The organism is Vibrio sp. B1ASS3 (assembly GCF_905175355.1).
Classification (GTDB): domain Bacteria; phylum Pseudomonadota; class Gammaproteobacteria; order Enterobacterales; family Vibrionaceae; genus Vibrio; species Vibrio owensii.
In genome coordinates, this window is sequence record NZ_HG992743.1 from 1697968 (window position 1) to 1710684 (window position 12717).

Annotated in this window: 10 protein-coding genes and 1 pseudogene; 5 read left to right on the plus strand and 6 right to left on the minus strand. The window is 45.7% G+C overall.

Annotated features, from left to right (window positions below; translation table 11 throughout):
• Window positions 1-223: 223 nt before the first annotated feature.
• Together KJB05_RS25820 and KJB05_RS25825 are read right to left on the minus strand one after the other, a co-directional pair.
• Complete coding sequence (locus KJB05_RS25820; protein WP_208445318.1) at window positions 224-397, minus strand: hypothetical protein; 174 nt, start codon at window positions 395-397, stop codon at window positions 224-226.
• A 185-nt stretch (window positions 398-582) separates the two neighbouring features.
• Window positions 583-1925, minus strand: a pseudogene (locus KJB05_RS25825) (DEAD/DEAH box helicase).
• 422 nt (window positions 1926-2347) lie between these two features.
• On the opposite strand from KJB05_RS25825, the gene KJB05_RS25830 reads away from it, so the two are divergent.
• Window positions 2348-2596, plus strand: a complete 249-nt coding sequence (locus KJB05_RS25830) for an Lpp/OprI family alanine-zipper lipoprotein (RefSeq protein ID WP_005441096.1) — start codon at window positions 2348-2350, stop codon at window positions 2594-2596.
• A gap of 26 nt (window positions 2597-2622) precedes the next feature.
• Here KJB05_RS25830 and KJB05_RS25835 read toward each other — a convergent pair whose 3' ends face one another.
• The 4 genes from KJB05_RS25835 to KJB05_RS25850 are packed head-to-tail and all read right to left on the minus strand — an operon-like array spanning window position 2623 to window position 6738.
• Entirely contained in the window at window positions 2623-3549 is a 927-nt protein-coding gene (locus KJB05_RS25835) for a L,D-transpeptidase family protein (protein ID WP_005441098.1), read from the minus strand.
• 6 nt (window positions 3550-3555) lie between these two features.
• Window positions 3556-4971: a deoxyribodipyrimidine photo-lyase gene (phrB, locus tag KJB05_RS25840; protein ID WP_208445316.1), complete on the minus strand. Its 1416-nt coding sequence runs from the start codon at window positions 4969-4971 to the stop codon at window positions 3556-3558.
• Window positions 4972-4994: 23 nt separating this feature from the next.
• Entirely contained in the window at window positions 4995-5798 is an 804-nt protein-coding gene (locus KJB05_RS25845; RefSeq protein ID WP_208445315.1) for a MerR family transcriptional regulator, read from the minus strand.
• A complete protein-coding gene (locus KJB05_RS25850; protein ID WP_045479718.1) occupies window positions 5788-6738 on the minus strand; it encodes a DUF523 and DUF1722 domain-containing protein in 951 nt (316 codons plus the stop codon). Before KJB05_RS25850 ends, KJB05_RS25845 begins: the two co-directional genes overlap by 11 nt.
• Before the next feature lie 398 nt (window positions 6739-7136).
• Between KJB05_RS25850 and deoD the strand changes: the two genes are divergently transcribed.
• The 4 genes from deoD (at window position 7137) to KJB05_RS25870 (ending at window position 12606) form a co-directional block, all read left to right on the plus strand.
• A complete protein-coding gene (deoD, locus tag KJB05_RS25855; RefSeq protein ID WP_208445314.1) occupies window positions 7137-7847 on the plus strand; it encodes a purine-nucleoside phosphorylase in 711 nt (236 codons plus the stop codon).
• Between the two features lie 68 nt (window positions 7848-7915).
• Window positions 7916-9385 (plus strand): lactate dehydrogenase, encoded by a 1470-nt coding sequence (locus tag KJB05_RS25860; protein ID WP_078608903.1) that lies wholly within the window; start codon window positions 7916-7918, stop codon window positions 9383-9385.
• Window positions 9386-9554: 169 nt separating this feature from the next.
• Window positions 9555-11039, plus strand: a complete 1485-nt coding sequence (locus KJB05_RS25865) for a hypothetical protein (protein ID WP_009704947.1) — start codon at window positions 9555-9557, stop codon at window positions 11037-11039.
• Window positions 11023-12606: a GGDEF domain-containing protein gene (locus KJB05_RS25870; RefSeq protein ID WP_009704948.1), complete on the plus strand. Its 1584-nt coding sequence runs from the start codon at window positions 11023-11025 to the stop codon at window positions 12604-12606. Before KJB05_RS25865 ends, KJB05_RS25870 begins: the two co-directional genes overlap by 17 nt.
• The last annotated feature ends 111 nt before the right edge of the window (window positions 12607-12717 follow it).

Consider the following 12717-nt stretch of genomic DNA (forward strand, 5'->3'; position numbering starts at 1 on the left):
ATTGTTAGATAAGTCATCTATTGCTATGCAATTAAGAATCTAGAAATGAAAACGTCACCTGAAGAAGGTGACGAGGGTAACTTTTTTACTTTAGTCAGTAGCTCAAAAGAGGTAGAAAAACTAGAAAAGATGACTAGTTACAACCCAAAGTAAAGCAAGAAATCCAACAAAATAGAGGGAGGAAAAAACAACCGATTTAATCAATTCACCCATTTGAGACTTTTCAGTAATCATGTGAGCCTCCGCGATTGTGTACTAAAGTACAACTCACCAACGCTACGCAGAGAAACGTCAACATCTCAACCCAGACGCCTTTCTTTCCCCAACCTAACGATTTGCACTGTTGTTCTGTAAGGCTCAGATCGATGTCTTCTAACCACTGTTCTTCTTGATACATATTTTGTCTCCTCTTCTGGAAACCTATGCTATGCAAAATTGGCGTTCAGAAAAATCAAAGACTATTTAACCCTTGTTTAGAACAGCTAAACAATAGCCCGTGAGAAGGCAAATTTCAGATATAAAAAAATCCGAGCTCGTAAGCTCGGATTTGAATTCAGTTAACCTCTAGCGCTGAGTTGAAGATTAATCTTCAGCTTTTGGTTCCGCTGGCTTTTTCTTAGGGATAAACACGTTTTCACCCACTGCCACGTTTTGGTAGAAACCTTTATCACGCTTAGCAGGTTTCTTCGCGACTTTTTTCGCTTGTGGGCGTGCTTTTTTGGTTTCTGTCTTCTTACCACGGAAATCAGGTTTACGTGGTTTCAAGCCCTTGAATCTACCCTTAAATCTTCAAATACAGAGAAGTTCAAATCTTGCTGTAGGTAAGTTTCAACACGCTTAAAGCTGTCCCAGTCTTTAGGGCCAACAAGAGACACTGCGTCACCTTTGTTACCCGCACGACCAGTACGACCAACACGGTGCACGTATTCTTCTGTGTGCTTCGGCATATCGAAGTTGATAACGTGCGTTACTGTTGCGATATCAAGACCACGAGATGCAACGTCTGTCGTTACTAGAATCTTAAATACAGCACGCTCAAACTGACTCATGATGGTGTTACGTTGAGTCTGGTTTAAGTTACCGCTCAGCGCGACCGCTTTAAGCTTCTTCTCATTCAGCTTGTTCGTTAGACGCTCAGTGTCATCACGAGTTGCAGTAAAGATGATCACCTGACGGTATTCTGCTTCTTCAAGAACACGCTCAAGGATCGCTTCTTTATGATCTAGGTGATCACACAAGTAGAATTTTTGAGTGATGTCTTTGTGCTCTTCGTTTGATACGCCGATAGCAATACGTTTTGGTGCATTCAGCATCTCTGATGCAATGTCATTGACTTCTGCGTGGTCGAGCGTTGCAGAGAACATCAGAGTTTGACGACGACGGTGCTTCGCCGCTTTGTGGATACGACGAAGCTCTGGTGCAAAACCTAGATCGAGCATACGGTCAGCTTCATCTAGAATCAGCGTTTCCAAACCATCAAGAAACAGAGAACGATGCTCTAGGTGGTCAGCCAAACGTCCTGGCGTTGCCACGATGAACTTCGGGTAGCGGCGTAGCGCTTTTACCTGATCGTTAAAGTTCTCACCACCAAGAATCAATGCTGCGTCATAACTCAGACCACCAAGCATTGAACGAAGCTCGCCATATACTTGTTTTGCTAGCTCACGCGTAGGAGCAAGGATGACTGCACGAGGGTCTTTTGCAGAAAACGACTTCGTCTTTAGTGACTTGTGAAGCATTGGTAATACAAACGCCAAAGTCTTACCCGAACCCGTTTTCGAAGATGCCAATAGATCCTTGCCTGCAATCGCAACAGGAATCGCCTGCTTCTGAATGTCAGTCGCTTTTTTGAAATCGTAGTGTTTTAGGTTCTTCAACAATCGGTTGTCTAGGCCTAGATCTTTAAATTGCAAAGTATTCTCCAATAAATAGTCATCGTTTGAGCGCTTTTTCAGTGTCGTTTCCGCTCTAACGCAGCAAAAAATAAAAGCTCGATATAATACCGCAAATCATAGGAGTATAGATAGAGATCACACAAACTAATTCCATTAGAAAAAATAAAGATTCATCTAAGAAACTTTCATTTGTGTAAATTTCGTCTAAATTATTGATATCAGGGACGTGGTAAAAGAGCTGCTGTACTACCCGATACTGGCGTTAAAGGTGAGTAAACGCTCACTTATGTAAACTAAAGGTTAGCGTCCGTATCAGGTACTCTATGAAATCCTTGGATTTTTTTGACTTTTGCTACATCATGTACTGATAGAATGTATTCACATTTACCACTATGACTATATGACACAAAACGTATAGCGTAGGAATTTAACTATAGGCAAGGAGTTCTAAAATGAACAAAACGTTGATCGCAGCTGCAGCAACTTCAGTACTTCTACTAGCAGGTTGTGCTTCTTCTGACGAAGCAGCAACAGCTACTAAACTAGACGAACTAAGCAACCAAGTTAGCCAACTAAGCCAAGACGTTCAGTCTCTACAATCTGACGTTCAAAAGTCTAACGACGCAGCTATGGCAGCTCAAGAAGAAGCTGCACGTGCTAACGAGCGTATCGACAACATCGCTCAGTCTTACACTAAGTAAGATGTGATTCCGCGCTTTAACGCTTGTTAAGGCGCGGTTATTTCTACTGGAACACCATTCTGAGCAGCAATCGTTGCTTTAGCTTTCGCATTCGTCATCCCATATTCATCCAACCACCAATTCAACTCTTGTGGAATTTGTAAGTGATCTTTCTCGCCGTTACTGCGAGTCAATGGTTCATGCGCCTCAACAAATACACTGCGGTCTGGTTCTAGCGTGACTTTAACCGGCTGATTGATGATCTTCACTTTTTCGCCACGACGTACTTTGTCGAATAGCCACTCGATGTCGTTAGGGTCCATACGAATACAACCCGCACTTACACGCATACCAATACCAAAGTCCTTGTTAGTACCGTGGATCAAGTACTCACCATGACCATACGCCAAGCGCAGCGCAAACATACCGAGTGGGTTATCAGGCCCAGCTGGCACAACTGCAGGTAGATCAATGCCCTTCGCCTTGTATTCCGCACGAATCGATGAAGGTGGTGTCCAGGTTGGGTTTGGACGCTTCTGGCTGATGCTCGTTGTCATCTCTGGCGTGTCTCGACCAATACGGCCAATACCTACCGGGAATACATGAACCACATTTTCTTTAGCCGGAAAGTAGTAAAGACGCAGCTCCGCCAAGTTAATAACGATGCCTTTGTGGGGAACGTCTGGGAGAATAAGCTGAGTAGGAATAGTCAGAACGTGGCCTTCTTTTGGTAGAAAAGGGTCCACGCCTTTGTTAGCCGCCATTAACGCCAGCATGCCAACATCGTACTGCTTAGCAATGTTTGCCATGGTTTCGCCTTGTTCAACCACATGGTTTTCCATGCGGCCTATGACGCGCGCCCCGTCCTCCGGCAATTCGTACATCTTTGCGAATGACAAACCACTCACTAAAGATAGCGATACAGACAACAGGGTTCGTTTAGCGATACTCATTGGACGCTTCTTGCTAGGCATCTCTCTCTATTCCTTGGCGTTTTTGAAGAGCCGTAAGGTTATCTCTCTTTCCACCTTGTGATCAACCATCGGCTTGTGATAATCCAGTAAATTAAAACCACTCCATAGCCAAGGGTTATGAATAAACTTATTCGGTACCTCTTTAATTTCCGGTACCCAATGGCGGACAAAGGTGCCATCAGAGTCAAACTTTTCGCCCTGACTGATAGGGTTGAAGATTCGGAAATAAGGTTGCCCATCACAGCCCGTGGACGCCGACCATTGCCATCCACCATTGTTGGCAGCGAAATCGCCATCCACCAGCTTACTCATGAAGTATGCCTCTCCCCAACGCCAGTCGATATGCAGGTCTTTAGTTAAGAAGCTCGCTACAACCATGCGTAGACGATTGTGCATCCAACCCGTCATGTTCAGTTGGCGCATTGCAGCATCAACAATAGGGTACCCTGTTATGCCTGTTTTCCAGCGTTCGAAAGCTTGCTCATCATAAGACCATTGAATCTTCTCTTCCCATGGAATAAAGCCCTTTCCTCTAACAAGCTTTGGTTCAAACACCAATAAATGTTGGTAAAACTCTCGCCAGATAATTTCACTCAACCAAGTGGCTTTCCCTTCGGTGAGATCAGGAAGTGGATTTTCTGCATAAAGCCTTGCGATACATTGTCTTGGCGACAGCGCGCCAATTGCGAGATACGGAGATAACTGACTCGTGCCATCGACAGCAGGAAGGTCTCTCTCTGCTTGATACGCATCGCTGCGCTCCCGGGCGAACTCTCTCAGTTGTTGAACAATATCTGTGGTTGAGGCGTGCCAACGTTCGCTGGATTCGCGTGGGTAAGAAAAAGGCACATCGGCATGATAAAGATCTGCTTCGACTGTCTGAAGCACATCTTTGGACAGCTCGGCTTGCGGTTGTGGTTTGGACACCATTGGCATTTGGAATTTCAACAACCAAGCACGCTTGAATGGCGTGAATACCTTGAAGTATTCACCTTGCTTGTTTAATACCGTGGTTGGCGCATGAACACATTTGTCGTGGAAAGCTTCGAACGTGACGTCGCTTTTAGCAAGAACCTCTGAAACCTCCCGGTCTAGCGCTTGTTCATTGACCTCGTAATGGATGTTCGCCATGACGCTTTCTGCGTTTAATGATAATGCCCACCCCTTAATGACCTCAGCCACGTCGGAAAATTTGGGTACTTCTTTGTACAGAAGCGGGATATTCAGCTCAGCAAGCTCTTCTTCAAGATACGTCAAACGTCGTGCAATGAGATCCGCCTGCATGGGTGCCATGTGGTGTTCTTGCCATTGCTCTGGCGTTGCAACAAAACCGGCAACAACAGGCTGCCCAGAATCGAGAGCAGCCTTAAGCGCTGTGTGGTCTAGCGTTCTTAGGTCACGTCGAAACCAAACCAGAATCATGTCGTCTCCTTACGAGGGTATTTTTAGGCAGCAAAGTGCAGCTTTTCTATCACTTCAGAAAACTGAATCTTTTCTGGAAGCTGCGTTCGCAACGTGGTTAGCACTTCCACTTGCTTTATAGGTAGTGCTTTGTTTGAGAAGAAGTGGACGAGTTGATAACGAGAGAGCACGTCATGGTCAATCAAACCAGAAACGTCTTCTACTTTATCGATCAAAGTAATGTGATAGCCCTGTTCACACAGTTTTGCTGCTTGAACCCAACTTTCTAAATCACGTGCTTGGTCAAAACTGAGCAGCAAACATTTACCTTTTGAAGACGCTTTGTTTTCAGAATCGACAACCAATGCCAATCGGGTGATCAAACAGGTTTGGAATAGCCCCAGTTGCAGGGAACGCTGCGACACTTTCACTAAGTCTAACGCTTCGAAAACTGGGTTTATCAGCTGTTCTATAACAATGTTAAGGGGGTATTCCTTTAATACACCAGATAACAAGGTTTCCGTTTTGCCACGGTTGAGTTCGGACAGGGCTTTCAGCACGGCTTCGGCTTCTTCCAAACGCTGAACGTCAGACGCGACGTCAACATCGGAGTCTTGACCCAATAATCCCTTAACTTTGCCAATCGCCACACCCTTAGCAAGCCACCCTTGGATCTCACGGATCGTATCTAGGTCTTGTTGGCGGTATAGGCGATGGCCTTTTTCTGTTCTCTGAGGTTGAATCAAGTTATAGCGTCTTTGCCAAGCTCTCAGGGTGACGGGTTTTACGCCCGTCAACTCTGATACATCTCTAATTGCGTATAGTTTTTCTTCTTGGCTACAATCCATAACGTAGTCTCATCTCCTGCGGGTATGGTTCTAAATATTTTTGTTTTTGTAGGTACTCATCTGGGTACGCATTGAGATAGTGCTTAATTAAGGTTAACGGGGCAAGCAATGGTAACAGGCCAGTTCGGTAGTCACTGATAACCGTCGCTAACTCTGCTTTTTCATCACTGTTCAGCGAACGCTTAAAGTAGCCTTGTAAGTGCATCAACACGTTGGTGTTATTTTTACGACTCGCTCGGTTTTGCAATGCCTTCATCAGGCCAAGGCGATATTCGTTGTAGAAGTCTTCGATTTCATAGTTCGCAACATCAGCCACCAATCGCCCTAGAGAACGGTAAGATTCTGGGTGGTGCGCCATTAGTGTTAGCTTGTAACGTGAATGAAACTCGATGATCTTGCCACGGGTTGCCTCGCCGCCCATCGACTCATAAAAGTCGTTCAAGCAGTAAACGCGAGTAATGAAGTTCTCTTTCAATACAGGGTCATTTAGGCGACCATCTTCTTCTACTGGTAACCACGGCATTTTTTCCATCAAAGTTTTGGTGTACAAGCCAATGCCTTCTTTCGCAGCACTGTTCTTGCTGTAAACCTTCACACGTTCCATGCCGCAAGTTGGAGACTTAGCACATACGATGTAGCCACACAGCTGTTCCCCTTGGAGCTCGTTCACTTTGTTTTCCGAGTACGTCAGCATTTTATCGGTATGATCGTTTTCGGGATTCTTTGTTTCGACCAATGCAATACGCTCTTCGTTGCTCACTAGGCGAATGGTTGGGCGAGGCACTGTCATGCCAACACCGACTTCCGGGCATACAGGCACGAAGCTGAAGTACCCATCTAATTCTTTAGTAACGAAGTTGCTGATTTTGTGCCCAGAGTCGAAACGTACACGTTCACCTAACACACAAGAGCTGATACCTACTTTGATTGACGATTCCATGATGACGCATCCCTATACAAAATGTTTTGTTGTATAACTTATAGCAAGCCTTTCCAGATTGTACAAGAAAATAAATTGTACAATTTAACCGTTTTACTCACTTATATAGGAATTCGATCAGCACGATTTCAGAAAAAATTTAGGCTAAGAAAGGAAGAATTTGTGCGCGCAATCGACAAACTGCTCAAAAGCAAATCGATTGCCTTTTTGCTTTCAACAGATTTAGTTATCAACAGAATATTTAAACACTAAAACCGACCGTTTTGTGACTTAACTCTCAAGTCCCCTTACCCTGTCCCGATATTATGGCCTCAACGAAAACGAACAAGTTCAACAGAATTGGTAATAGCATTCTATAATTGATGCGTTTTACCTGAACAAAACTTTGGAGAGCACTTATGGCAACCCCACACATTAACGCACAACCAGGTGATTTCGCTGAAACAGTTCTAATGCCAGGCGACCCGTTGCGCGCTAAATACATCGCAGAAACGTTCCTAGAAGATGTGAAACAAGTTTGTGACGTTCGCAACATGTTCGGCTTTACTGGCACTTACAAAGGCAAGAAAGTTTCTGTAATGGGCCACGGTATGGGTATCCCATCTTGCTGTATCTACGTACACGAACTGATCGCTGAGTACGGCGTGAAAAACGTTATCCGTGTAGGTAGCTGTGGTGCAGTACGTGACGACGTGAAACTAATGGACGTTGTTATCGGTATGGGTGCATCTACAGACTCAAAAGTTAACCGTATCCGTTTCAACAACCACGACTTCGCTGCAATCGCTGACTACGCTCTTCTAGAAGAAGCGGTTAACCAAGCACGTGCTCAAGAAGTACCAGTTAAAGTTGGTAACGTTTTCTCTGCAGACCTGTTCTACACACCAGAAGCAGACCTGTTCGAGAAAATGGAAAAACTAGGCATCCTAGGTGTAGACATGGAAGCGGCTGGTATCTACGGCGTTGCTGCAGACCTAGGCGCGAAAGCTCTAACTATCCTGACAGTTTCTGACCACATCATCCGTGGCGAAAAACTAAGCTCTGAAGAGCGTCAAAAGTCGTTCAACGACATGATGAAAGTTGCTCTAGAAACAGCAATCAACATCTAAGAAACACCTAAGTAGTAAATAGCAGCCGGGGCCTGACCGGCTGCAAGAATTATCCCGAGGGGGCGATTGTGTCTAACGGCGAACTGCCAAGGGACGCAGATGGGTTACAACTCAACTTTTGTAAAACATTGGCGTGTGACAACTTTGGATTGAGTGATGCAAAGCGATACGTTTTGCAACATGCTAACCCTAAACGTCCGGCGATGGTATGCCGTGAGTGTGGAGCTTTCCCCCCCTTACTTAATAACCGCGATGTAGTGAACGAACTTCATCGTCTGCGTCACGTCCACAGTGACGGGTTACCTGCTTGTCGCAACGATGACTGCGATAACTTTGGGCTTTCTGTCCATACTCATAAACACCTCTATCACGCTTTCGGTTACAGTGGCGATCGCCAACGTTACCGTTGCAAAGTGTGCCAAAGTACTTTTGTCGATAAATGGTCTGGTGCCAACAAAAAGCTTCAATTCCAAGAGAATTTGATGGGCTTGTTGTTTACTGGTTATTCCGTTCGTGAAATCTGCCGTAAACTCAGCATCAACCCAAAAACCTTTTACGATCATGTTGACCACATCGCTAGCCGTTGCAGACGCAAACTGGCGACGATTGATGCACGTTGGGTAAACCACGCTGAGCATTATGAGCTCGCATCAAACTACGTCGCGCTGCAGCCAAACAGCAATAATGGCGTTTACTGGATCGCTTCAGGTGAAGCACATTCGGGTTACATTCTTTGTCAGCATGTGAACTACTCTTCAGATGATGAGCCAGTCGCTACACTGGATCACAACCCATACGATGAAGTGTCTCGCTTTGTCTCGCAAGAATACACAGCAGAAGCGAGTGAACCGCCACCAGCACCGTCTAAGAAACTGCGTGAGCGCATCGATCAGAAATATCAAACCATTCTGGCGCGTGGCAACGTTGAGGATCCTTTGGGTAACCTTTCGGTGTTCCATTACCCATCCAAAGGCGCTTTGATTCGTCCACCATACACTTCTTACGCGCACTATCTTCATGTGCTAGATATGTGCTGCCCTGAGAAGCGCGTTTCTATTTACATGCCTCAAGATCCCCTGCTCCGCTCTGCTGCGTTGAGCGTTTGTTTGTCTCGTATCCAAGAGAAAAATGTGGATCTGATGTACGTAGAAGAGGACGCGATTTGGGACATGAATGCGCCATTTGGCAAAGTAGACATTGCCTACATGAGTTGGTGGCGAGATCGCTGGGCGATTTCTAGCCAGTATGAGTGCAACAAGGGTATTTGCTATTTAGCTGGCGATAAAAACGAGCCAGAAGCCTGGTTTAATGTGGCAACAACACGTCACATTCAGTTCTATCAAAACCGCTTCCAATTGCTGTTTGAGAGCTTCATCAACGAGCCACGTCGCAAATTACGACCTGCCGGGATATTGCCTCTTTTAGATATATTCAGAGCTTGGCATAATTTGTGCTATCAGGATAAGCAAGGACTTACTGCTGCTCAAAGACTGAAGGTCACAGACGCACCGCTAACGATCAAACAATTGTTGTCATGACTATTTAACAGTTTACTCATTTATGAGTGGTAAGTAAGTGTTGAACACGGTATACATTACAGTATCCGATTCCTTATTGGTGTGGCCATTTTCCACACCAAAACGATAAACGCATCTAACCACTTGTTTTTAGGTGTAAATTCCAGTTCGATAGTCATGGATGTGAACGTTGGATAAAAGCCAAATTCAGCTCGAGGCCGAGCTCAACGCCCTTGAAGGCCAGATAAAATCTGATCCCGAGCGAGCATTCCGAATCGCAGAACAGTGCCGTATTCGTGCAGAACAAATTCTATTTGTCGACGGCGAGATTCGTGCACTTATCATCATGTCGCACGCATGCTGGTGTAGCATGGACTATCGTCATGGCCTAAAGCTGATTAAAGACGCTTACAATATTCAAATTCAACTCGATACTGACGATCACCTTCCAGAAATTCTCCACCTGTTTGCGCTTCAATATTGGGGACAAGCAAAGTATTACTCCGCTCAGCAATATTGGATTAACGCCCTTGAACAATCGGCCTTGGTCGACGACATCGAGATTCAAATCGAAGCCTTAATTGGCCTAGGCAATGTTTGGCGAATCACTAACGAACATAAGCTTGCCGCTTCCACGCACGAACTTGCGGTTAAAGTGGCAAACAACGTCCGTATTGCTTGGTTAGAAGGGAAAGCGAGAATCCTGCTGGCTTGGGATTACTACCTACTCAACAACTTTGTTGAAATGCTCACCGTTTTAGACGGCGCAACCGAAGTCCTAAGAGATCATGAAGACAGCACTTGGCAAGCCGAGATATGGGATTTTAAAGGTCTTGCGCTTCTTGGCTTAGAACGTCTCGATGCCGCAGAAGAAGCGACGCAAAAAGCCCATCAGCTCGCGATAGAGCAAGACCTGACTTGGATGAAAGCCCACTCTTTCATCAGCCGAGCAAGGCTCGAACTACTGCGTAAAAACACCGAGAGCGCAGCTAAACTTTTGCAATCCGCCGAACAATCCGCGCTCGCGTTTGATAACGGTGAGCTGCTTAGTCAAATCTGCTTTCAACAATCACGAGTTGCCGAAGAGCAAGGCAATTACGAGCTCGCTTTCCAAGCGTTTCAAAAATATCGCAAACATGCCCTCAAGATGCTTAAAGAGCAGACACACCGAGTCAGCATGGACAAAGCTCGTGGCTCAAAACGCCAGTTAGAACAGCGAGCAAGAAAACTCATCAACCGTATTCGTGCTCAACATGAATATGACCCAGAAAAGCAGTTCTCAAATGTAGTGTCAGAAACCTATTGGTGGGAACAACTGGTTCTGTTTAAGACCGAACTAAAACGCTCTAATCATGCGATCATCATGATCCGCCACTCCGATCCGGCGTTTCTCGACATCTGTACCGAATTGGTCCATTCGCTCACCACGTCTAGTGATCTTATCTCTCGCTTGAGCAGCGATCGTCTGGCGATGTTGATTGCTGAAAAGGATCAAGCCGCTGAAGATCTCTACCGCACCGTCTGCGCTATGTTGGACATCTACCCTTGGAAACGTCGCGGTTTAACTGGCCCTAAGCCGACCCTTTATCTACAGGACATCCTAACCTTCCCGTTCACGTTAGAGCAGTTGGAAGAGAGCCACATTGAGGTAATGAAGAATGGAACAACTGCTTAGTAAGGTCACCGATGCAGGCATGGATCCCTCTTCAGTCACTGGTGAAGAGGCGTTGATCTTGTGGGAACACATTCGCCTACACATTGCTTCAACCAATCGAGAGAAAGCGCATTGCTATATCATCAGTGCCGAGTACCGCAGCAAGATTAAACAGTTAACAGAAAGCATTGAAGAGCTACGCCACGCGCTCGATTTACTCAAACTGCCAGAGGACGTTGAAGACATCCTTTCGGTGAAATCGAGCTTGAGCGATCGCTTGGTCGAGAAAGGCGACTACAACGCGGCATTAACCGAGTACATCTCTTCCTCCAATATATCGGTGGAATACGGTTACATTGACGAGTACGTGTTAGCTATCATTGGAATGGGCAATCTGTGTGACGCGTATGGCGATCATAATCGCGCTCTACGCTACTACCAAAAGATCGATGCAATTGATCATGCGATTGGTAGCCGCTCGCTGAGATTGCGTTACAAACTCTATATGTTGGCGTGTTACATCAGCCTTCAGCGTATCGGCGCGGCGACAGACTTACTCAGCGAATGTGAAGAACTCAGCATCTTGGTCAGTGATAAAAACCTAACCGGCCAGATTCATTTATACCGAGCCAAACTGCACCGTTTACAAAAAGAGTACAACGAAGCGCTGCTTGCCATCTCTCAAATCCAATACGCAACCGGTAAGCAGCACACATTCTGGCTCTCAACCATGGTAAAAATTGAGACGGCTTACTGCTTGAATGAAGTCGGTCACCAATCGCTGTCAAACCTACTGTTGGCCTCGACTGGCAAACGTATCAACGAACATTCTTCACCACTGATTGCGAACCGCTTTTACAATGCAATGAGCCAAGTGTGTTCATCGCAAGGTTTGTTCAAAGAGGCGCTCAATTACGAGAAGAAAGCGTTTCGCGTTGAATCTGACTTGGTGAAACACATTCCAATCAGCGAGCTAGGGCCTGCACAGTTGCGCCGCCTGACTCGATTTGAATTACAACTCAAACTAATCCTTTCAGAGATTGAAAACAAAGAACTGAAAGAGACGACTCAACAACACAAAAACACGGTAGCCCAGTTGCAACAAGACGTGTTCACAGATCCTCTAACGTCTTTGCACAACCGACGTTGGTTGGAAGTGAAGCTAAAAGATTTGCTGCTGCACGACACGCCTTTTGCCTTACTGGTTATCGACATTGATCACTTCAAATCGATTAACGATGAGCTCAGCCACTTAGTGGGTGATAAAGCCATTGTGAACGTTTCGAAAGAACTCTCCGGTTACTTTAAATTCCGTGGGTCTTCGTGTGTGCGTTTTGGTGGAGAAGAGTTCTTGGTGATTCTTGAAAACACTGAAGTCGCTAAAGCCGAAATGCACGCAGAAAACTACCGTGAGCGCATTTACCAGTTTGGTTGGCATGAAATCTTGGGCGAGCGCGGTCTGACCGTCTCCATCGGCATCACCTTACATCGCGAAGGTGAAAACACTCAACGTACCTTCTATCGTGCCGACAAAGCTCTATATCGTGCGAAAGCCAACGGCCGAAATCAAGTGTGTACCGAGCTATAAGCCAAGCCCTCAACGATAAACAAAGCTCTGCCCCTCAACCAAGCTCTGAACAATGAAAAACGCCCCAGCTCAAACTGGGGCGTTTTTATATCTTGCTTCCACTTGCTAAGA

Bases quoted from the DNA above. Each gene is read 5' to 3' on its own strand.
- KJB05_RS25820 (WP_208445318.1), bottom strand. From the start codon at position 397: ATGTATCAAGAAGAACAGTGGTTAGAAGACATCGATCTGAGCCTTACA.
- KJB05_RS25830 (WP_005441096.1), top strand. From the start codon at position 2,348: ATGAACAAAACGTTGATCGCAGCTGCAGCAACTTCAGTACTTCTACTA.
- KJB05_RS25835 (WP_005441098.1), bottom strand. From the start codon at position 3,549: ATGCCTAGCAAGAAGCGTCCAATGAGTATCGCTAAACGAACCCTGTTG.
- phrB (WP_208445316.1), bottom strand. From the start codon at position 4,971: ATGATTCTGGTTTGGTTTCGACGTGACCTAAGAACGCTAGACCACACA.
- KJB05_RS25845 (WP_208445315.1), bottom strand. From the start codon at position 5,798: ATGGATTGTAGCCAAGAAGAAAAACTATACGCAATTAGAGATGTATCA.
- KJB05_RS25850 (WP_045479718.1), bottom strand. From the start codon at position 6,738: ATGGAATCGTCAATCAAAGTAGGTATCAGCTCTTGTGTGTTAGGTGAA.
- deoD (WP_208445314.1), top strand. From the start codon at position 7,137: ATGGCAACCCCACACATTAACGCACAACCAGGTGATTTCGCTGAAACA.
- KJB05_RS25870 (WP_009704948.1), top strand. From the start codon at position 11,023: ATGGAACAACTGCTTAGTAAGGTCACCGATGCAGGCATGGATCCCTCT.